This is a genomic window from Novosphingobium soli, assembly GCF_042432915.1.
Classification (GTDB): domain Bacteria; phylum Pseudomonadota; class Alphaproteobacteria; order Sphingomonadales; family Sphingomonadaceae; genus Novosphingobium; species Novosphingobium soli.
Map to the genome: position 1 here is coordinate 41,845 of NZ_JBHLWK010000027.1, position 20,274 is coordinate 62,118.

Annotated in this window: 23 protein-coding genes; 4 read left to right on the forward strand and 19 right to left on the reverse strand. The window is 63.8% G+C overall.

Going from position 1 to position 20,274, the window contains the following annotated elements; genetic code table 11:
- Positions 1–13: 13 nt before the first annotated feature.
- The 6 genes from ACFFJC_RS19310 to ACFFJC_RS19335 form a co-directional block, all read right to left on the reverse strand.
- On the reverse strand, positions 14–2,734 hold the full coding sequence (locus tag ACFFJC_RS19310) for a toprim domain-containing protein (protein ID WP_379489027.1): 2,721 nt from the start codon (positions 2,732–2,734) through the stop codon (positions 14–16).
- Positions 2,735–2,743: 9 nt separating this feature from the next.
- Entirely contained in the window at positions 2,744–2,923 is a 180-nt protein-coding gene (locus ACFFJC_RS19315; protein WP_379489028.1) for a hypothetical protein, read from the reverse strand.
- Positions 2,920–3,123: a hypothetical protein gene (locus ACFFJC_RS19320; protein WP_379489029.1), complete on the reverse strand. Its 204-nt coding sequence runs from the start codon at positions 3,121–3,123 to the stop codon at positions 2,920–2,922. Before ACFFJC_RS19320 ends, ACFFJC_RS19315 begins: the two co-directional genes overlap by 4 nt.
- 101 nt (positions 3,124–3,224) lie before the next feature.
- Positions 3,225–3,530: an ogr/Delta-like zinc finger family protein gene (locus ACFFJC_RS19325; protein WP_379489030.1), complete on the reverse strand. Its 306-nt coding sequence runs from the start codon at positions 3,528–3,530 to the stop codon at positions 3,225–3,227.
- Positions 3,530–4,021, reverse strand: a complete 492-nt coding sequence (locus tag ACFFJC_RS19330) for a hypothetical protein (protein ID WP_379489031.1) — start codon at positions 4,019–4,021, stop codon at positions 3,530–3,532. Before ACFFJC_RS19330 ends, ACFFJC_RS19325 begins: the two co-directional genes overlap by 1 nt.
- The gene (locus tag ACFFJC_RS19335) at positions 4,018–4,311 is read right to left on the reverse strand and encodes a carph-isopro domain-containing protein (RefSeq protein ID WP_379489032.1); all 294 of its coding nucleotides are present in this window, start codon (positions 4,309–4,311) and stop codon (positions 4,018–4,020) included. The genes ACFFJC_RS19330 and ACFFJC_RS19335 overlap by 4 nt, the downstream gene beginning before the upstream one ends.
- An 84-nt stretch (positions 4,312–4,395) precedes the next feature.
- Here ACFFJC_RS19335 and ACFFJC_RS19340 point away from each other — a divergent pair, with 84 nt between their 5' ends.
- The 3 genes from ACFFJC_RS19340 to tcmP all read left to right on the forward strand — a co-directional run bounded on the left by ACFFJC_RS19340 (position 4,396) and on the right by tcmP (position 6,663).
- Positions 4,396–4,932, forward strand: coding sequence for an XRE family transcriptional regulator (locus tag ACFFJC_RS19340; protein ID WP_379489033.1), 537 nt, complete (start codon positions 4,396–4,398; stop codon positions 4,930–4,932).
- Between the two features lie 255 nt (positions 4,933–5,187).
- Entirely contained in the window at positions 5,188–5,562 is a 375-nt protein-coding gene (locus ACFFJC_RS19345; RefSeq protein WP_379489034.1) for a DUF6232 family protein, read from the forward strand.
- A gap of 162 nt (positions 5,563–5,724) precedes the next feature.
- Positions 5,725–6,663, forward strand: a complete 939-nt coding sequence (gene tcmP, locus ACFFJC_RS19350; RefSeq protein WP_379489035.1) for a three-Cys-motif partner protein TcmP — start codon at positions 5,725–5,727, stop codon at positions 6,661–6,663.
- Here the strand turns inward: tcmP and ACFFJC_RS19355 are convergent.
- The 10 genes from ACFFJC_RS19355 to ACFFJC_RS19400 form a co-directional block, all read right to left on the reverse strand.
- A complete protein-coding gene (locus tag ACFFJC_RS19355; RefSeq protein ID WP_379489036.1) occupies positions 6,602–7,360 on the reverse strand; it encodes a DUF5131 family protein in 759 nt (252 codons plus the stop codon). The genes tcmP and ACFFJC_RS19355 overlap by 62 nt on opposite strands.
- Before the next feature lie 119 nt (positions 7,361–7,479).
- Positions 7,480–8,490, reverse strand: a complete 1,011-nt coding sequence (locus ACFFJC_RS19360; RefSeq protein ID WP_379489037.1) for a contractile injection system protein, VgrG/Pvc8 family — start codon at positions 8,488–8,490, stop codon at positions 7,480–7,482.
- Entirely contained in the window at positions 8,487–8,900 is a 414-nt protein-coding gene (locus tag ACFFJC_RS19365) for a phage tail protein (RefSeq protein WP_379489038.1), read from the reverse strand. Before ACFFJC_RS19365 ends, ACFFJC_RS19360 begins: the two co-directional genes overlap by 4 nt.
- A gap of 10 nt (positions 8,901–8,910) precedes the next feature.
- Positions 8,911–11,343 carry a phage tail tape measure protein gene (locus ACFFJC_RS19370; protein WP_379489039.1) on the reverse strand — a complete coding sequence of 811 codons (2,433 nt, stop codon included), beginning with the start codon at positions 11,341–11,343 and terminating at the stop codon, positions 8,911–8,913.
- The gene (locus ACFFJC_RS19375) at positions 11,343–11,477 is read right to left on the reverse strand and encodes a GpE family phage tail protein (protein ID WP_379489040.1); all 135 of its coding nucleotides are present in this window, start codon (positions 11,475–11,477) and stop codon (positions 11,343–11,345) included. The genes ACFFJC_RS19370 and ACFFJC_RS19375 overlap by 1 nt, the downstream gene beginning before the upstream one ends.
- An 8-nt stretch (positions 11,478–11,485) precedes the next feature.
- A complete protein-coding gene (locus tag ACFFJC_RS19380) occupies positions 11,486–11,815 on the reverse strand; it encodes a phage tail assembly protein (RefSeq protein WP_379489041.1) in 330 nt (109 codons plus the stop codon).
- A 62-nt stretch (positions 11,816–11,877) separates the two neighbouring features.
- Complete coding sequence (locus ACFFJC_RS19385; RefSeq protein WP_379489042.1) at positions 11,878–12,390, reverse strand: phage major tail tube protein; 513 nt, start codon at positions 12,388–12,390, stop codon at positions 11,878–11,880.
- A 49-nt stretch (positions 12,391–12,439) separates the two neighbouring features.
- Complete coding sequence (locus tag ACFFJC_RS19390; RefSeq protein ID WP_379489043.1) at positions 12,440–13,615, reverse strand: phage tail sheath subtilisin-like domain-containing protein; 1,176 nt, start codon at positions 13,613–13,615, stop codon at positions 12,440–12,442.
- Between the two features lie 15 nt (positions 13,616–13,630).
- On the reverse strand, positions 13,631–13,975 hold the full coding sequence (locus ACFFJC_RS19395) for a GPW/gp25 family protein (protein ID WP_379489044.1): 345 nt from the start codon (positions 13,973–13,975) through the stop codon (positions 13,631–13,633).
- Positions 13,975–14,511, reverse strand: coding sequence for a phage baseplate assembly protein V (locus tag ACFFJC_RS19400; RefSeq protein ID WP_379489045.1), 537 nt, complete (start codon positions 14,509–14,511; stop codon positions 13,975–13,977). Before ACFFJC_RS19400 ends, ACFFJC_RS19395 begins: the two co-directional genes overlap by 1 nt.
- 312 nt (positions 14,512–14,823) lie before the next feature.
- Between ACFFJC_RS19400 and ACFFJC_RS19405 the strand changes: the two genes are divergently transcribed.
- Positions 14,824–16,026: a DUF6236 family protein gene (locus ACFFJC_RS19405; RefSeq protein WP_379489046.1), complete on the forward strand. Its 1,203-nt coding sequence runs from the start codon at positions 14,824–14,826 to the stop codon at positions 16,024–16,026.
- A gap of 30 nt (positions 16,027–16,056) precedes the next feature.
- Here the strand turns inward: ACFFJC_RS19405 and ACFFJC_RS19410 are convergent, their stop codons facing one another.
- From ACFFJC_RS19410 to ACFFJC_RS19420, 3 genes are read right to left on the reverse strand one after another with little or no spacing between them, the layout of a single operon-like run.
- On the reverse strand, positions 16,057–16,389 hold the full coding sequence (locus tag ACFFJC_RS19410) for a hypothetical protein (RefSeq protein ID WP_379489047.1): 333 nt from the start codon (positions 16,387–16,389) through the stop codon (positions 16,057–16,059).
- Positions 16,386–19,610, reverse strand: coding sequence for an SGNH/GDSL hydrolase family protein (locus ACFFJC_RS19415; RefSeq protein ID WP_379489048.1), 3,225 nt, complete (start codon positions 19,608–19,610; stop codon positions 16,386–16,388). Before ACFFJC_RS19415 ends, ACFFJC_RS19410 begins: the two co-directional genes overlap by 4 nt.
- Positions 19,610–20,272: a hypothetical protein gene (locus ACFFJC_RS19420; protein WP_379489049.1), complete on the reverse strand. Its 663-nt coding sequence runs from the start codon at positions 20,270–20,272 to the stop codon at positions 19,610–19,612. The genes ACFFJC_RS19415 and ACFFJC_RS19420 overlap by 1 nt, the downstream gene beginning before the upstream one ends.
- Positions 20,273–20,274: the final 2 nt, after the last annotated feature.

A 20,274-nucleotide genomic window follows, 5' to 3' on the forward strand; every position in this document is an offset into this window, starting at 1 on the left:
CGTCCTTTCGCTTTCAGGAGGCGCGGGCGAGCGCGCGCGAGGGATCGTGGAAGATCCAGCACCGGACGCCGCCGACGTTGTCGTTTCGGGAATTGACCATGGCCTGCTCGATGAACCGGCGGGCCTTGGAGGTTTTCAGCGCACGGATCAGTTCCGCGTGGCTGGGCAGTTCCAGGCGCTTGTCGGCGCACCGGCTTTCCATCTCGTTCAAGCGGATGGCGATCATGCCTTCCTGGTACTTGCGATGGTGGTTGATGTGGCCGGAGAGCGCGGCAGGATCCTCGTTCTCCTCGAGGTAATCGAACCGCTCCCAGAACAGGCTTACGACAGGATCCTCGCTGTTGACGGCAAGCTGGCGATCGGTGGCCATCTGCACGATGAAGCGGGCGGTTTCGGCCTGCTGCTGGTCATTGAGCGGGACGATGGTGCGGATGGCGTCGAGGAAGGCGAGCAGCTGGCCATGGGTCTTGGCCAGGCGGTTGGTGCGGATCGCCGGCATGGCCAGCAGTTCGGCTTCGTACTGCGCGAAAGCCTGCCGGAAGCGGGCCATGACATCGCCTTCGCGCCGTGCGGCATGGACGATGAAGCCGGAGATCTTTTCGATCGGCCACTGTTCGAGCCGCTCGGCCGCGGCCTTCGTGGCCGGTGACCAGCCCGACATGTCGAAGCCGAGCGACATGATGCGTTCCAGCACCGCGCGCGAGGCGTTGACGGGCTCGTTCTGCTCGATGACGATGGCGCCGCGGAACGGGGGCTCGAACGTTTCCATCCCGCCGTTCTTGACGCCGCGGGAGCGGACGGACCGGCCGTTGTAGGCGGTTTTCAGTTCCTCCCACTCGAACCGCTTGGAGTGCGACGCTTCCTCGCGCCGGTCACCCTCGATCAGGACGACGGGGAGGTTGCCCACCTTGCCGAGGTTGCGAGCCATGGCGGCGGGGGTGGCCTTGGCAGGGTCGAAGCCCTCGTAGTTCTCGCGGCCGGTCAGCTTCCACAGGAACTCGACCAGCGTGGTCTTACCGGTGCCGGGCAGGCCGTGCATTTCGAGGAAGGGGAAGCTCTTCATCTCGGCGCGCACCTGTTCGGCGAACAGCGAGGCGAAGAAGAAGGTCAGGCAGACGATGCCCTTGGCGCCGTAGGCGGTCCAGAGATCCGGGAGCCAGCTGACGTCCAGCTGATCCGCGTCATAGTCGATATCGAGCAGCTTTTCCGACGTGCCCAGCTTGAGCGCCAGCTTGCCGATCTGGAAAAACTCGTTCTCGTTGGGCTTGTAGACCCGGCCGCCGGCAACGGCATATTGACCGAAGACGTAGGCCTGCGCATCGCGGCAGTAGCCGGTGAAGCCGAGCGGGCGCACGTCCGGCAGATCAGGCGTCTGCTGCTGCAGAATGCGGGTCAGCTGGTGGGCGTTGCCGGTCCACACGCCGCCGAAGGCGAACAGGCGATCTTCGAAGTTCGCGGCCTTGCGCAGCTGCGCCGCGGTGAAATCGCCCTTGACCGCCGGCCGCTTGCCGCTGGGGTAGGTGATGTTGAGGAAGAACTTGGTTTCGTCGGTCGCGTCCTCCCGCTGGCGGTAGAGGACGCGGAACGCGCAGTTGGCGATCTCCTCGACCGTCAGCGCCTCGCGCGAGGCATCCTGGCGGATGCGCGCCTCTTCCTCCTGGTCGATCTCCTTCAGTTCGCGGGTGCGGCCCTTGCGGTACTCGTCGATCTTCTCCTGGACGATCGAGATATCGATCGAGCACCAGTAGGTGCGGTGGCCGAACACGAAGTGGAAGCTGTTCCAACGGTGCTTTTCCCACAGCAGGTAGGCCTTATCCTGCGCGCTGTCCGCGAGGAGCACCTTGCCGTGCCACAGGTATTCGGCCCGGTCCGCCTGTCCCAGGCGGTCGAAGCCCAGCAGGTCGTTCCAGTCGAGTTCCTTGCCGTTCTCGTCCTCGCCCATGGGCTGGGCGGCGGCGGCGTCCCATCCTTCCTTGCGGGCCTTGGCGACGAACTCGCGGCTCGCCTTGGTGCCGGCGGCGCCGACGTCGAAGGCGAACACGATCTGCGGACGGCGCAGCGGCGCATCGGAAGCGGCGATGTGCGCGCGCAGCTGGCGCAGGAACTCGGCCGGGTAGTTGTTGCTCGACATCGTCGAGGCGGCGCGCTGGCCTGCCTGTTCCAGCGCCCAGGCATTGAAGATGCCTTCGGCCATCCAGATGCTGTCGGCGTTCGCCATGTCCTCGATCGACACGTCGGGGCGCTGCCAGGCCTGCCCCTTGTAGGACTTGCCCGGGGCGAAGCGGGCCTTGCGATCGAAGCGGCCGGGCTGGTCGATCAGGCGTTCCCACCAGCTGCCGCCGGGCAGGGGAAAGCGCACCGTGGCAGAGCCGATCTTGCGCGCCTCGTCGCGGTAGTATTCCTGCGAGTAGGCATCGCGCATGCCGCGCAGATCGAGCCGGCGAGCATCCGTCAGGTAGGCATCGGCCGCCGCGGTGGGGTTCTCCGGCGTCGTCTTGTAGCGGTTCGACCAGGTGTCGAAGATCTCCGGATAGAGATCGCGGGCCGAGCCGATCCACCCGCACTTGTTGGTGCGCCCGCACTTGAGCACCCAGGGGTTCTTGCCGTGGGCGAATACCGAATGGTCGCTGCATTCCGGGCACTTGCCCCCCTGCAGGTATTCCCCGCCGGTGCGCTTCCATTTGAAGTCGTCCTTCAGGCGGGGCAGCAGGGCGGCGCGGATATCGTCGCGCATGTCCATCCGTCAGGCTCCGATCTGCAGGACGGCGTCGGCCCGGCGGCGCGCCTCGTCGGCGCCGCGCTGCCAGAACAGGTGGCGCTTCGTGGTTCGGCCGTAAGGGTTGGCGGCCGGGTGGCCGTCGCCGAACACCTCGGCGATGACGGCATCACGCCCTTCGCGCAGGAGTTGCCCGATCTGGATCACGGCAGCAGCCCCCAGGCCACCGCAAAGCCGATGACCAAGGTGGGCACCAGCAGGAGGCCGGCCATCGTATCGCGGCGGACGGTCGCCGGGGTGCAGCGCCACAGATCGCGCCAGGCGCCGAACGGTGAGGATGTTGAGACCGGCCGCCGGCGGGGCTGCTGGAGCGCCGCGGCGAACTGGCTATGGTGGGGAAGATGCATGGAGAAGGCTCCGGTGAGTAGGCAAGGCTGGGGCGTTCCCGGAAGCGAGCCGGGTTCGAAGGCATCAGGATCAGAAGGTCAGGTCGGCGTGACCGTCAGGTTCAGGTGACGGTCACGCTCGATTCCGGTTCGTCCGGAGGACCATCATCGTTGGCCGCGCGATCGTTCGCGGCTTCGCGCCACGTCGTCATCGGCAGCTTGTGCAGCGGCGTTGGAAAGCGGCTTGGCTTCGTGCTGCGCGTGGCCGTCATCTCGACGACGAACACGTGGCCGCACGCATCCGGGTTGCGGCATGCATAGTAGAGTTCGCGGAACAGCAGGCTCTTCTTGCCTACCGTCTGCGCGAATGCTCGGCCCCCGCAGGCCGGGCAGTTGACGTGTGGGAGTTGGACCCTTCGCCCCGACATCAGTTCGATTCCCCATTGGCTTCTCGACCGACCCCATTGCCGGGTAGAAGGGCTTTCAGATGGCCGAGGAGGCGCGGGACGATCGCGTCAGCTTCTTCGGTCTCAAGGATGGCGGCCTGGATCAGCGCCGGCGAGGCGCCGGGGGTGAGGGCCTGGATGATGCGGCCGACAGCGTCGCCGGCTTCCCGGGAGAACAGCGCCGCGTCTTGCGCCAGCTCGGCGCGGGATCCGATCGCATCGACCATCGCCACGTCCAGCTGCAGGCCGTAGCAGGCAAGGATCGGGCCGTGGTCGCCGCCGGCCTCGACGAAGGCGCGGTCGAGCGCGATCGCCTGGTCCAGCGTCGGCGTGCCGTGCCGGTCGCTCTCGCTCCAATGGCGCACGGTGCGGATGGACCGGCCGGTTACCCCGGCCGCGGCCTGCCACCCGATGCGGCCGCAGACGGTCGTGATCGCGAGCGAGAACGAAAGGGGCGCGCGCGGCTTTGTCATTTCCCCGCTCCCGCGCGTTGCGCTTCGTCTTGCGGAGCGCAAGCGACGGGGGCGGGGTTGGCCGTTATGGTGTTTGCGACATCCGAAGGGCGGCCAAGGGGAAAGACGACATGATCGGCGGTGAGGGCGATGCCGGCGGCGATGCCCTTCTCCAGAACTTCAGCCTGCTTTTGCGCCGGAATATGCTTGGCGCGCTTCCAGGCCATGACCTTGCTGGGGCTTTCGCCGAGGGTGCGCGCCATCGGGCGAATGCCACCGAACAGGTCGAAGATTGAGGTGAGCCGTTCCATAGGACGGAAATGTGTAAAATATTGGTACGATTGTCAACAGGGATTTAGAGCATCATCCGTGCGAAGATTTTGTACGAGTGGAAAATGCCGTCTGCAGCCACTCGTCTCAAGGAACTCCGCCAATCGGCGCGCCCGAAGCTGTCCATTCGGCGGGCCGCAGATGTTCTTGAAATGGGGCATTCCAGCTACGCCTTCTACGAGAATGCTAATCTCTTCAAAAAGCCGCACCTGCCACTAGACCTCACCCGCCGCATTGCCGTGGCGTTCGCCGATTTCGGCGTTGATCCTGCTGAGGTGATGAAGCTCGCCGGCCTGAAAGAGGCGGAAGCCGAGCCTGAAGTCCGCGCTGCTGAAGCCGCGCGGCCGCCAGTGCAATACGTCCAGCTACAGGTGGCGCTACCTAGTGAAGCCGCGCTGCGCGAGATGTTCGCGAAGCTGCTGGTCCTGGTGCCCGAAGATGCGTCCAGGGACGAGACCGCCGAAATTCTCGCTCGATGGCTTCCATCTGGCTTTGCAGGGATCGGACCCTACCTGCCCGATCCGGGTGCGGCCGCGTCGCCATCAATCGACGCTCCTCCTCGATCTGCCGCCACAGACGATCGCGAATCGCCACGACCGTAGCGCAGCCAACGCTGCACTCCGGGCACGCAAACTCGCAGCCCGGCGTCAGTCGCAATACGTCCCCACTCACTCTAACGCGCCCCGCAATGTTCCTACTTCGTTCTACATTGGCTGAACTGTCGGATGTAGGAAAGGGCGCTCTACCCATAACCTGTACGCGCACCAGCACTTGCGCAACGCGCGAGCGTGCGGAATATCTGAACGCTCAATATCGGGGGCAGGCGCGCAGGGCGCCAAGACGAGAGTGGTGGGCAAGTGATTTATCAGCAGGGGAATGTTTCGGTCGATAGCAATTTCGCCCGGTTCGGATCAAAGAGCTACGCGATCGACAAGATCAACTCCGTGGATGTGCGGGTTGAGACAAAACAGGGATGCCTTTGGGGCGCTCTTGCCGTCATCTCGGTGTTCTGTTTCTTCGGCGCAATTGGCGCAGGTACAATCGGCGCATGGGTGGCGTTCCTGTTTTTCGCTGGGCTCACCGTCCTCGCATACATGAAGCGTCCCAAGCCGGTGTATCACCTGATGCTCGCGACATCGTCGGGTGAGGTTCAGGCCACAAACGCAGGTGATCGTGAGGCGATCGGGGAGCTTCGTGCGGCGATCGAAACTGCAATGACGCAGCGCGGTTGATGCAGCCGGAGACGGCAGCTTATCAGCGTTCGAGCGGGAACCTCTACGATTCAATTCGAATGAATACCGCTCCAAAAGGCCTACTTGCTGCCGCAACGGGATTTGCGTTGGACAAGAGGGTTAGCTACTACTCCCTAAGTATCCGCGGGAGGGGAACGGGCGATGGCAGTCAAAGGGGTGGCGCATCGGTTCGGCGGCGTATGGACAGAAATCAAGCTGCGGGCGCTGAGCGACTATCTTGGCTTCTATCAAAACGCGCTAAAAAATCAGGGCTTTGAGACTTGGTACATCGACGCTTTTGCAGGTACCGGAGATCGGCACGCGGAACTCAAGCAGGGCGGCATTTTCGAGAATAGTCCGATAGAACACGTTGAGCGCATACTCGATGGCAGTGCGAGGAAGGCATTGAAGATCGCCCCTCCTTTCGCCCATTACTGGTTCGCCGAGCAGCACCGGGGTCGAGCACGTCAACTAGAGAACCTGAAGTCAGAATGGCCATACGATATTCAAATCAGGTCCGGCGAAGCTAACATCGAACTTCGCAATTTGTTCGCCTCGCGACCTTGGGCGGGAGGCAACTCCGCGGGGCGGCAGCGAGGTGTCGTCTTTCTGGACCCCTACGGGATGAGCGTCGACTGGGAGACATTGGAGGTTTTAGCCGCGACGCAGAAGGTGGACGTGTGGTACCTGTTTCCTCGTGCCGCCGTTATCCATCAACTGGCAAATGATATTGGCGGGATCGACGATGGCAAACGTCGCGCATTAGCCAGGATTTTTGGAGGTGATGACTGGGAAGACGAGTTCTACCGACCAACGCCCGCGCAGCGCTCACTCTTTGATCCCGCGCCGGTAGAACGGAAGGGCAGGCATGCGACTCCCGAACAGATTGCAGCCTTCGCTAGGAAGCGTTTAGGTAAACTGTTCTGCTATGTGTCCGATCCACTTCCCTTGATCGTGAACGGTCACGACTACTTTGAGCTTTATTGCCTCTCAAACAACCGAAATGCGATCTCGCTTATTCGAAAGGGAGTGGAGCACGTCATCCAGAAATATATGCCGGCATCTCGTCGTAAGTCCGCCCACCTAGGAGGCGGCCAGTAGCCTTCTTGTTTTTCCCGCCCCACTGCTTGAAGAAAAACGCGGTGTCGTATCGTCGGCAAAGCCGCTCAATCGCCCAGACCCACTGCTCATTCATCTGCCTTGCTGCCGGTCCGGACTCGCCGCCCACAATTGCCCAAGCAATCCCGTCGAGGTTAGCATCGTCGATTTGCCCGATCAGAGGTTCGAACGAGATGAACCTTATAGCCGCGGGGGTTTCTCGAAGATGTACTATTCGATCAACAACTTTGGGGCCTTCGACGCTGGTACCGATCCACACGTTAGGAAGCACCTTGAACTCGTCGCGTGATAGAACCTCACGCATGCGGTCTGGTCGCTTTGTCAAAAGTTGGTAGTCATGCCTTGGCGTTGCCGCCATCACGCTCCAGACTTTTCTAATGAACTCGATCGGCACCTCGGCATGGAATAGGTCCGACATGGAGTTCACAAAAACTTTTCGCGGTTTACGCCACCGATAAGGCATCGCGAGAGCAGTTTCGTCGCATCGAACCTCTCCCGTCCATTTCGCCCGGCCGCCAGACTTACGAGTCAGGCCATGGTATTTCGGAACCCCCATTACCTCTAACCGCGCGGCCATCCGCATTGCATAACAGTTAGTGCAGCCGGATGATGCTACGCTGCAGCCGGCGACGGGGTTCCATGTTGCATCGGTCCATTCAATTGGTGAGTTTTCGGCCATATCAATCCCCGCGAGGGGCCCGCACATCCCCCTCCTTCCTTGAATCATAGCGGGGAGTGGGGGGCAACGATTATGTCCGGTTTTTAGGAACAATATGCCGCGCGAAATGCACCGGACGGCTAGCCAGCGGCCTCCATCCGAAGATCGGTTCTGAGCCCACCGCCTTTATCGAGGCGGTGGGTCACCTCGGAAACGAGCCACGTTGTGCCGTCGATCCCCGCCTTGAAGCCCTTCACCTCCACCCGCGCTTCCGGGTAGGCGTCAGGGCGGCCGAGCGCCAGCGCCATGTCGAACGTGGCCGGCGCGCGCCTCAAGCGCGACGCTTCGGCCGCCGCCGCTCGCTTAGCGGACGCTTCATCCGGGTAGACCTTGCGCAGCTTTTTCGCGCCGCCCGCCCTGCCAACGGTAACGGATTGCCGCTTGGCCGCTTTGCGATCGTGCCAAGTGGCTGTCACGCCTTCCTGCCCGTCGCGCTTCTGACGCTGCCAGGTGTGCCGATCGCCATCGCGCCGCCGGATGGTGAGGCTGGGCAGCGCCTGGCCGGTGCTGGTCTGACCAGCCCCCTTGGGTGAGAAGATCAGGTGCTTGTCCTTGATCGTGGCGACGGCATCGTTCTCCCGCCCCAGGCGGCGCAGGAAGGCCACATCGCTTTCGCGGCTCTGCGTGGCGGCGGGGAGGGCTATGGATGCTAGGGCGGGTGCGATCCGGGGCGTGAGGCCATTGCGCGCGGCAACCTCGCTGAGAACCGCTCCCAGCGTCGTATTCTTCCAGCTGTGCGAACGTCGATTGCGGATATCGCTGGTGAAGTCCGCGGCCCGGGCCCTGATCGTGATCTGATCGGGCGGGCCGCTGTGGCTGACGTCGTCGACCTTGAAGCTGCCCTTGTCGATCAGACCCGGCGTCACGTCGCGGCCCTGTTTCCAGCCCAGATGGACGCGCAGCACGGCGCCCTCTGGCGGGATGGCCAGCATGCCGTCGTGATCGCTCAGGACGATGTTCAACTGGTCGGCCTCGTCCCCGCGCTTTTCGGAGAGCGTCAGCGAGACGAAACGCGGGCGGATGCGGTCGGACAGGTCGACGCCATCGAGCGTGATGCGCCAGTCGGCGATGTTGTTGACGGCGCCGATCATGCCGTGGTTGCCGTGCTGGTGATGGCGGCCGGATCGTCGACGCCGAGCAGATCGATGCCGAAGTCGATCCGGCGGGGCGTGCCGTCCGCCATGAGGTAGACCTGGCGTTCCTCGATCGCCGTGATGACGAAGTTGCCATAGACCCGGCCGCTGCCGGCGACGAGCGGCCACGCTTCGCCCGCGTTCGCCATGGTGCGCAAATCCTCCAGCGAGACGACGCCATCGGAAAGCTCGGTATAGACGGCGCCGGACAGGGTCACGGTCTCGTCACCGGGGCCGACAAACTGCGTGGCGTCGCGCGCGCCGATGCGCGGGGCGCGGGCATGGCGCCAGTCCATCTTGTGCTGCAGTTCCTCGAACGGGAGGGTGCCGAGTTCGAACAGGAACATGCCGAGAGCCATCAGGTGCATGGGCGGGTCCTCAGTTGCCGTCGTCGCCGAAGCCGCGGCCGCGGCGTTCGCGCTCGATGGCCTCGATGGCGCGGCGCACTTCCTCGGCGATGTCCCTGGGATCGCCGCTGATGCCGTGGAAATGGAGGTTGTACGTGCCAGGCGGCATAGCGGTCTTGGTCGCGGGCGATCCGCTAGGCGCCGCCACGGCGGCCGGAGCCGCGACCGCCACGGCGGCGGTGCCGGCGCCTACCGCGAGGGCGCGCGCCATCTGCGCGGACAGATCCGTGATACGCGCAATCGGCGCCGGCGCGTTCGTGGCAAGGCCCTGATCGAGGCCGCCGATGACGTGTCCGCCGATTTCCGCGAAGACGCGCGAGGGCGAGTGGATGCCCAGCAGCTTGCGGATTTTTTCCGGGATCATGTTGCCCACCATCGATAGCACCGCGCCAAGCCCTGGTATCATGGCCTTGATGCCGGCGATCAGGCCTTGGATCATCCAGCGGCCGATGTCGGCAAGGCTGATCGAGCGCAGGTAGGCGAGAGCGGGCGCGAACGCCTGGAAGAGGAGCGCAAAGGGGTTGAAGTTCATGAACACGGCGCGCACCGCCGCGAAGATGCCTTCCATGATCTTGGGCCAGTTTCCCCAGTTCTCGTATAGCCAGTAGGACACGGCGGCGAGCGCGACGACGCCGGCGATGACTGCGGCAGCGATGCCGATCAAGGGTAGCAGGCCGATACCGAGCGCGGTGGCAGCGGCCGAGAGCACCGCAATCGGCGCGACCAGGCCGGCGAGCACTATGGCGCCGGCGCCCAAGACAACGAACAGCGCGGCGAAGATGGCGGCGCCAAAGGCAATCGCGCGGGTAAGCTGCGGATGCCGATTGGCGATTCCGGCGATCTTGCTGCCCCAGGCGGACAGCCGCTCGGAGGCGGAACCGATCATCGGCAGCAGCTGGTTGCCCACTGTGATCGACAGATCCTTGGCCTGGATACGCAGGCGCTTCACCTTCTCGGCGCTGTCGATCATGCGTTCGGCGAAATCGGTGCTGACGGTGCCGTCGGCCGCCATCGCATCGGCGCGGATCGATTGGTATTCCGCGAAAGCCGACATCAGCGGGCGCAAGGCCTGCTGCACCTGCATGTCGCCGAACAGCTGCGACAGCTTGTTCTGGTCGCCTCCGGTTGCCTGCTGGGTCAGGCGCACGATCTCTTCGATCGGACTCCGGCTTTCGGCGGCGGCCTTCTTCATCGCAGCGGGCAGATCGATGCCGAATTGCTTGAAGTTCTTGGCCGTGTCCTCCGCGCTGATCTTCGACAGCAGGTTCTGCAGGTTGTTGGCCGCAGAGGACGCATCGCCGGCACCCTTGCGCGTGATCTGGAGCGCGGCGGCAAGGTCCGCCACGGCGGGCACGCCCGTGCCGCCTAGGCTCTGCATGCTAGCGGTCAGTGCAGGGAAGTACTGCGCCATGTCCTTGACTTCGAAGGCGCCGCGTTTGCCGGCCTGCGCCATGACGTCGAGGGCCTTGCTGGTCTGGTCGATGGAGACCTTGAGGTTGTCGTGCGCGGCGAAGGTGGCTTTGCTTAAATCGTCGATCTCGGCCTTGTAGGCGGTGGCGGCCTTGCCGATGGGCGTCATCATATCGACCGCTTGGCGACCGGCCAGACCGAAGCCGGTGAGCGTGTCCACGCCCTTCTGCAGATCGGCAGGCATCTGATTTACCGCGAGCGCGGTCCTGCGGATGTCGAGTCCCATCAGCTGGCCCGCGCCCCGCGCCTGATCGATCTTCTGGTTGATGTCCGTCATCACCGATTCGAACTGCATGGCGTCTTCGGCCGCGCCTTCAAGGGGGCGGGCGATGACCATGCCGGTGCCAACTGATGCCGCGCCGCCGGCGGCGAGGCCGGTGGCGGTTCCTTGCATGCTGGAGAAGCGGCTCCGCGCATCGGCGAGGCGGCGGGTGCGTTCCGTCACCTCCTGAAGCCGGCGTTCCTGTTCGCGCAGGGTATCGGATGTCTGGCGCATTTCGCTGCGCAGGCGCCTTTCGCCCGAGACCAGATCGCGGGTGGAGACGCCGGCTGCGGTCAGGCGGCTGCGCAGATCCTGTAGGCGGGTGGACTGCTGGCGATGTTCGTTGGTCAGCCGCTCCGATTCGCGGCGCGCCTGCTCGAATTCGCGGCGCATCGCCTTGGTGGGGTTGGCTGCTTGCGCGATGGTACGGCCCAGCTGGGCGGTGCGGGCCTGCGCCTCCTGCATACGGCGTTCAAGATCGCGCGTTCCCCCGCGCAGCTGCCGGAATTCAGCGATGTCACCCTGGGCGCGTTCAAGGGCCTTCAACTGATCGCGCGTCGCGCGCAGGGTTTGCGCCAGCCGGGTGGAACCTGCGGCCGCGTCTCGCATCGGGCGGGTAAGGCGGTCCGCGCCTTCCATGAGCACGCGAATCCGCAGGTTCCTGTCTGCCACTATCGTTTCCCGTTCTTGGTGTCAGGGCTTTGCGAGCGCTTGGCGGCGCGCTCCCGCCAGTTCATCAGATCGGCGAGCGGCATCGGCTCCATGGCCTCGGGCGGCCAGTGGAAGACGACGGCGATATCCGCCATTGCGTCTTCTACTCGGAGGGGGAGAGCGCCGCCTTCGCGCCCTTCGGCAGCAAAAAATCCATGATCTCGCTGCCCAGCTGGGTCAGGTCTGACGGGTCGAGTGCGGCCACGTCCTGTTTCGACAGTGTCGGGATGGTGATGCGCGGCAGGAGCGTTTCGAGCGCGGTGTAGTCGAGGTTGAGCAACGCGGACAGTGACAGGCCGCGCAGTTCGCCGGCCTTGGGCTTGCGCACCTGGACAGTGGCGACGGCGGTGTCGCCGCGCGGCAGCGGGCTATCGAGGGTGACGAGGGCGAGCGCGGCGGCGCTGGTGACGGCAGGTGCGATGGAATTGGTCATGGTAAGCTCCGGGGGTCAGGCAGGACGGGTGGGCGACCCGGCGCGCAGCCGGGCCGGCCGGATCAGAAGATGCCGAGGAGGGCGCGGCGTTCGGCGAGGCGATCGATGCCGTCGACCATCTCGATCATGTTGAGCGGATCGATCTCGAGCTCGGTGCGGCCGTTCCAGACGAGCTTGTAGTAGGCGACCGCCATGGTGGTGGTGAACTCGCTCGGCTCCCCCACCTCCTGATCGCCCATCTCGATCTCCGAGAAGCGACCACGCATAATGACTTCGATGTGGTCGACATCGGCGGTGTCGTCCGCCTGGTAGTTGCCGGCGAAGCGGATGTAGACGCCGTCCAGGGTGGGCGTGCCCCACTGGCGCAGCACCTGCCGCATGGGGCCGCCGCACACGAAGGATGCCTCCATCGCCTCCATGCCCATGTCCATCTGCACTTCGCCGCTCATGCCGGCGCCGCGGTGCCCCTCCATCTTGCGAGTGAGGGTGGGCAGGGTCACGGTCTTGGCATCGCCCTGGTAGGCGAGGCCTTCGTTGAACATCATCATGTCCTTGAGGGTGCGGGGCATTCCCATGGCGGGCTCCTATGATCGGATGGGGGGAAGGGCGGGGCTGGCCGCCCGGTCAGGCGTCTTGCGACAGCTGGGCCGAGAAGTCCGCGAAGTAGCTGTCGGTGATGCGCTGGTTGAAGCCGAGATCCTCCAGCGGCGGCGGCACGGTGTAGTCGTACTTGATGCGCAGCTTGCCGGCCCTCAGGCTGGAGACGTCGTTGTTCGCCTCGTCGTACTCGGCCTTGGCACCCAGGATCACGCCGCCGGCCTTCAGCTGGCGGAAGAGGCCGTTGATGGTCTCGATGATGTCCTTGGCAAGGCCGGGCGTCAGCGGCTTATCGATCGCCCAGAGCATGCCGTTCACGATCGTATCGGCGAGCAGCTGCGCAACGCGCGTGGTGCTTTCGAACACGAAGAGGCTCTCGGCCTCGGCCGTGGTGCGATTGCCCCAGAAGCGGTAGCCGCTGTCGGTGCGGACCAGCGCCGTCACCTCGGAAGCATTGAGCACGCCGGCTTCGCTGGACGCATCTTCGATGTCCCAGTGAATGTCCTTGGTGAGGCCGACGACGCCGCTGACGGCGACGTTCGAGAGCGTCTTGTGCGGGCCGGTCTGCGTATCGATCAGCGCGCGCAGGCCCATGGCGTGCGCCGCAGCGTAGCTGGGGACCGCAGCGTTCGCCTCGGTGTCCCAGGACAGGAAGTCGGGCATCAGCAGCATCAGTTCGCGCGCGCTGAAGTTCGCGCGGTAGGCGGTGGCGGCGGCGACATCCTCGCCGATCGCGCGGGCGTAGGCGAAGCCGCGCAGCTTCTGGGCGACCACGGCGAGCGCGGCGGTGACCGCCTGCGTTTCAAGGCCCGGGGTGCCGAGGATCTTGGGCTTCACGCCCAGCTGCGCCTGCGCAGCCAGCAGCGCCTGCATGCCGGTCTTCTGGCCATTGGCGTTCGTGGTGCCGATGACGTTGCTGGCAGTCTCGGCTGCGTTCTCGCCTTCCTCGACGCGCACGACGACGAGGATCGGCCGGGTCTGGTCGGCAATCGCGCGCAGGGCCCGGGCAAGGGTGCCCTCGGTGCCCGCGCTGCCGATCGCGGTCTCGATGTCGGTGATGAGGGCAGGACGATCCAGCGGGAAGACCGCGGCGGCAGCGTCAGGCGCGGTCGCCACCAGGCCGATGATTGAGGTGGAGACCGCCGTCAGCGTGCGCGCGCCTTCGACGATCTCGGTGACGGTGATTCCATGCTTGAAGGCCATGACAGGATCCTTGGGCTAGAGAGGCAGAGCGAAGCGGGTGCGAGCCGCCGCAGGCACGGTGTCCGTGCGATCGGCCTCGATGTTCAGGGTGGCGGCGCCGGGCTGCGCGCCGGCTGCGAGCGTGACCTGCCGCAATCGCAGGCGGTCTTCCCAGCGCGAGATCGCCAGCGCCGTGGCGGCGTAGAGCCGCAGGATGTTCGGCCCGGTCATCGGCTGATCGATCAGGTCAGGCAGGAGCGAGCCGTACTCACGCCGGCCGACGCGCGTGCCCACCGGCGTGGCCAGGATGTCGGCCACCGATTCCCGGATGCTGTCGAGCCCGTCGATCACGGCGCCGGTGGTGCGGGACATGCCGGCCATCAGACGGGCGTCCCGGTCTGGGCGGCGCCAGCGGAAACGCCGGTGTGCTTGTGGTCCTTCAGGCTGATGCCGCGGGCGAGGACGTCATCGGACGCGGTGAACTTTCCGGTCAGGGCGATGTCGCCCGTCCACGTCGTGCCACCGGGCGCATCGACAGCCATGGAGCCGCCTGCAGGCAGCGTCAGAGCGAGCGCATGCGTGCTGTGGTTGTAGGCAATCACCGCGCCATCGGGGAACTCGAGGTGCACGGTAGCGGGGTCTGCAGACGGCGGCGGATTGGCATCGGACCAAATCCCGAGCAGCACGAGGCCGTTGGCGAGATCGCCTTCTGGACAAAGCACGCCGCACTGTTCGCCAACGGACGGCGGCGACCAGACCTTCACGCCGCCAGCGCGCGGTGCAAGCCATGGCAGGTCACCGGTGGTCAGTTCGCCGATCTCGACGGTGCAGGTAGCGGCGACATGGTCAACAGACGTCACGGTGCCTAGCTGGATCACTTCGCCGGTGAGCTGTTCAGGATCTGCAGTTCGCGCCATGGTGAGACCTTGGCGCGGACTGCAGCGACTTTCGCGCCCCTGCATTTCGCTGAACGATTATCGAAATGGACACGGCGAAGTCGCCTTTCACATCAAATGATTTTTTGATATCAGAAAACTGATGAACAGAAATTCCACGCGCCGAGAAGCTTCCGTTAGAGGTCGCCCCCGGTCTGAAACATCGCCGATCATGGTTCGGATGGACAAGGCTTTGATTGACTGCATCGATCACTGGATTGGGCAGCAAGGTGCACCATACATGACAAGGCCCGAGGCTATTCGCCGACTTGTCCAGTCCGAGCTTGCCCATTCATGACGGAATCGAAATGGAGAAGCCCTAACTCGCGTTTCTTTGTACCCAAAGGTGCGAAATGGTCTGCCGAACGTGGATTCTTTATCGAACAGCCCACCGAGCCTCGACCATTTTTTAAAGCACTGATGAACAACCCCAATTTGAGCATCAGGGTTTTCGACGAGCCCCACGCGGCTTATGTCTTAGTGGCTCCCGCAACCGACAGTGATATCATTGGAGAGTGGGAGCGAACGACCAGAGAGGAATACGCAGAGCTTATGTGTCGGCGCGCAGATATCTTTGGAAGCGCTATTGACGCCAGTTTTCATGAAGAAAATTACGTTTTATCTCCGGGCCTCCCGATCATGCTCGAAGTGGAATTCAACGAGACGCCTATACTTCAGGATGGTGAGCGTGGATTGATACTGAAGTCATCGGTTCGTTTCGATGGAAAAGAACCGGAGATACTGACTGGTTTTGAACCAGCTGAGATTCGATCGATGTTGCTATTATGGGATCGTTTCGACTGGCCCGAGCAGCATGAACTTTCGATGATCATAGATGATGAGGCACAATGGCTAATTGATGCGGGTTTGATGCGACGCTCCCCATCTCCGTTCACCGGAAGCTTTCTGAATAAGGCTCAGGTTAGCAACCTGCATCTTCACCGTTTTAGCACGCTCGAGAAATTAGACCCTGGACGCTGGGCCGTTGCATCAGGATCAAGGGCCGATGATGAGGAGGGTGAAGGACGCGGGCTTATAGTAGATCTTCATAACTCTATCATAATGCCTCAAGCGGAAGTTCCTTTTGACGACATTCTCGAATTCAAAGAAAGACGAAGAGACGAACTGTTTGCCCTGCGCGCGCATCTTCGGAAGGTTCAGGACATCATACTTTCGTCGCCCGATTTTGCGGCGATGCTGGTGGATCAAACCGAAGAGTTGCAAAGAGCGATTCAGGCCCAAATTCGAGTAGCGAAAGAAGCGGGCTTCTCTCATCGGATCAGAAATCTACGAACCATTTTCGCACGTGAGAGCCTAGCTGAGGTTGGTGCCTCGGGCGCTTTGGAATGGACCAAGACAGGCGATGCATACCAAGGCCTTTTCGCGGCTGCAGGTTCCTTGGCGATCAAAGCCGTAACAGGTCTTGCGAAATCTCCGGCCGGAGTGGGACCACTACGCTATGTATTTTCTATACATAATGAATTGAGCAGGCCGTAGGCAGATCGAGCTAGGCGCGTGCTAGCATCATCATGCCGCGACTTCACTCACCCCTGAACAGACTGGACACGGCAAGAACGCGAGTAAGTCGCTATCACCGATGAACTCCTCACCATGACATACCGGGCAGGTGCTGGATGGGCGACCGAGCCTGTAAATGAGCTCACCGCGCAGGGCCATGCGGCCTAAGAGACCCACAACAAATGCCGATAGGAGGAGAAACGCCGCTCCGCACACGGCTGCGGTTATCATCAGTAGAATGACGCTCGCACCCCAAAGCAAAATTGCAATTCGCCATGGCCAAGACGCTGCCTTTAGCAAAGCTTCCATGGCTCCGTAGCGGGGGACGGTGATGTAGTTCATGTCACAAGCCCTCCCACCGCGTACCCGGCCGCCGGCAGCGCCAAGCGCGACGCTCGCTCACCGATCGCTGCCATCAGGGCGTGGCCGGCCGCGTTGGGGTGGATGCTGTCGTCCTCGTAGTCGTCATTGAAGAGCGCCTGACCATCCCCGTCGAACCCGAGTGTCACGGCGGCATCGTAGTCGGCGATGATTGCTCCTCGCTGGAGAGCAGCTTCGGCGCGATCGGCGTCGTTGTAGTTGCGGCGGAACTTGTCGCCGTCATTGGGATCGGGGGTTTGATCGAGATCCTTGACGGACGGGTCCACCGGCAGGCACAGCCATTTGACGACTTGCGAGCCGGCACCGAGAGCCACGCCTACAATCTCATCCGAGAGCGGCCGCTGGGCGTCCATGGAGGTCTTGGTCAGCGGCGTGCTCATGGAGTTGGGCGAGGCGTTCGGCGTGTAGAGGACGTTCGGTGCGGGCAGGCCGTTCGCCTTGACGAAGGCATAGAAGTCGACCGCGTTGTAGCGGATGTTGCTCATGTTCTGGCCCGACCACCCGAGCAGAACGGGCAGCACGCCGCGGCGCCTGGTGTTCATCCCATAGGCCAGCGTCTCTGCCCAGCCTTGACCGTACAGCACGCCGTTCGGACCGGTAATGCCGGCCCCGTTCGAGATGCTGTCGCCAGGGAACATGATCGTCACCAGCTCGCCATCGTCGCACTCGATGACCACGCCGGCGATGCAGGTGCCGTTGATGTCGTTCGCGGTGCTGGTGAAGTTCGCAGGGGTGGTGACGCAATCACCGGCATTGTGCCGCATCACGCTGGGAAAGTCGGCACGCGCCTCCCAGTTCGTCTTGTAGTCGTCGGTGCCCGCCTTGCCGAGCAGCATGGGAGAGCCGCTTACACCCATGTAGGCCGAGATGATCATGAGCTTGGCCGCACCCGGCACATCGGTTCGCGGCGCGAGGTCGAGCGAGAAAGGGCGCGAGGCCAACATACCGTAGCGCTGCGAACTGGCCGCGGCAGGCATGATGCCCTTTTCGACGCCGGGACCGAAGCTGAGCGGCGTCCAGGCGACACCAGTGGCCGCAAAGTTGGTTGCGGAGGCGAGGGGCGCGATCGCGGCGCGCGTGATCTCTTGGGGTGTCGTAGTCGAATGGCTAAAGATCACCTGAGTGACCCGCTTGCTGTTAGCGGGACCTGCGAACACCCGCCGCATCGTGACCCCACCCGCAGCGGTGTTGTCGAAGGGTAGCTCGGATCGGCCGAGCATGATGACCATGCCGCGCTTCTTGCTCGGCGCCGATGAGCTGGTGGAACTTGCGCCCAAACCATCGGGCAGCGCGCTTTGCTTCACCTTGGTCTGGTTACCCTTGACCCGGATCGCCAGCACTGCAGCGAGACCGATCGGCGACCAGGCCCCACTTGAGAGGAGGTACCAACCGCAGTCCATCTGGTTGGTGCCAGCGCCAGCGGCACGGCCGTAGCCAAGGCTCACCAGATTGCCGTCCGCGTCCCTGGCTCGGATCCGGAGGTAGTAACCCCGACTGGCGACCGAGGCGATCACATTCGGAGCGATGAACTCCACATCGCCGAAGTTGCCCTCGGCTACACCCGTGGCAGCAACTGAGACCCAAGCGGCCCATTCTGCCGTGTCCGCGTTGTCGGGCGCCGTCAGTTTGGCGGCATCACGGCTGTAGAGCATGGCCTCGACTGCGACGATGCCCGCGGCTCGATGGAACGTGGCTACCAACCGCGCAATGAGCGTGCCCGCCGGAATCGAGCTACCCTGCACCGGCACTGCCCATGCCTTTGCGTCAGGAGTGCCGGTTGCGAAGTTGACGTAGGCGCTGGCGGCAGATCGCGCATAGACCTCGACTGCCTTCGCCTCGATGATCTGGTTCAGCGCCGCCGTGTTAGCGCCGGCCTCTACCTTCGTGCTGGCGAGCTGCAAAGCTTGCGCGTCGATCTGCGGCTGCACGATCGCCACCACATCGTCGTGCGCCAACGCATAGTCGCCGATCAGGCCAATCTGCAGCTGGATACCAGTCTGCTTGCCGCCCGAGGGCACGAAGGCTGCGGCGGGCTGTGGCACGTTGTGGTAATAGTAGCCGGTGTCGTCGGGGACGCCGGGAGCATCGTAGGCGAAGCCTAGTACGCCAGCGGGAACCGAGAAGGCAGGGGTTTCGCCGCGGGGGATGTAGTAGGAGATCGGGATAGCGTAGGTTGCCGGGCCTGCCGGCACCTCTACTGGCGTGTAGCCGGCTCCAGGAACAGGAACAAACTGCGCTCCGTTCGATGTGACGCGCGTCAAATGGAACGTCTTGGCGACGTTGGTCGGGTTCCGGACCAGCATAGTGTGCTTCCACCCACTATGCGCTGCCGACGCACCGGGGATGAACAGTCCGGAGTTGCTGGGCCGAAGGCTCGACGATGTGATCGCCGCCCGGCCGGTGACCGAGAGGCCCATGCCGGTGCGAGCTTTGGTCGCTGTGGAGGCGGCGCCGGCGATCCCAGCTTCCGCCTGCGCGATCCGCTGGCTCGTCTCCGCCGCAGTAGTCAGTTTCCTGCGAAAGAGCGCTCCAGTCCAAGTCGCCGTCTCGGCATTCGGGTTCCAAGTCTGGTTATCCGACCGAAAGTAGTAGCCTCGGCGTCGCTGAACGAAACCGCTGGCGTCGTTCCGACCGATACCGAGGGGAACCGCAACCGCATTGCCATCAAGCATGCGAACTGTTGCAAGGTAAGACTTCCCCTCACCGGCCAGAAAACGAGCGATGGAGGGCAGGAGAAAGAATACGCGCGCACGGGGTCCACCTGCTGTGAGGCCCGCCATGGCAAGCGGAACATCGAACTGCGCGAGCAGGGTGTCGGTGGCCGGCGAGGGCAAGCCGTCCACCTGGCTCCGCACGAACAACTCGGCGTGAATGCTGACGGTGCCTGCAGAAGCGGCGAGGTCCAACGCGAAACCTTCCACCAGATCCCCGACATCAACGTCGGCACCGGAGTCGAAGGCAACTGCGAAGCCGGTGTCGTTGGCCACCGCGAACGATCCCGCGTTGGGCACTCGATCGATGTATACGAGAGGGGCACCGGCCAGCGCCTCACCCTGATTAGCAACAGCAACTCGCTCGGCCGCCCTCAGCAGCAGGGCGTCGGCAGTCTCCTCGATCTGATCGGCATCGAGCACCTTGTCGCCGGGCGTGCTGCGGACGAGTTTGCTGGGAACGATAGCCATCAGACGATCTCCACCGGGACAGCGCCGGCCTGCTTTTCGGGGGAACGGAGGACGGTGTAGTTGGCGGTGAGGCCTGCGGCGGTCGTGACGCTGACCGTGGCGACGACCATCGTCTCGTCGAAGCCGTAGAGCTTCGCGCCGGTGTGAGCGCCGAGCGAGGCGAGGTAGGCGAAGAAGACGAACTTGCCGCCGGCACCGCCATCGACCGTGAAGGACTTCGCGCGGCTGCCCGACAGTTCGCTTCCGGCGAGCGCAATCACACCCGCACTGTCGAGCGCAGGGCTATCCGACACGCCCCAGAAGCGGCGAGGCAGGACCGTGACAGACGCCGAGCGGCTTGCCGTTGTGGGGCCGCCCGGGGCTGCGGCATCGGTGACCGTCAGGTCGAAGGTGTTGCTGGCGGACACGCCGGGGAACACCTTGGAACGGTCGGCCGCAGGCACGGTTATGCCTTCCAGCGTTTGGCCGGTGATGGTGCCCGAGATCGTCCAGGCGACGGTGACCGGCACGGATGCGCCCTGCTCGATCTGGCTGGGCGTGACGGTCAGGGCGGTGATCGACAGGCCGGGATAGAGCAGCTGGTCCAGCGCATCGGCGACGCTGACGCCCGGCTTGTAGTTGAGGAGGCCGGCGATGCCCGGCGCTTCGCTGAACTTGGCCATTG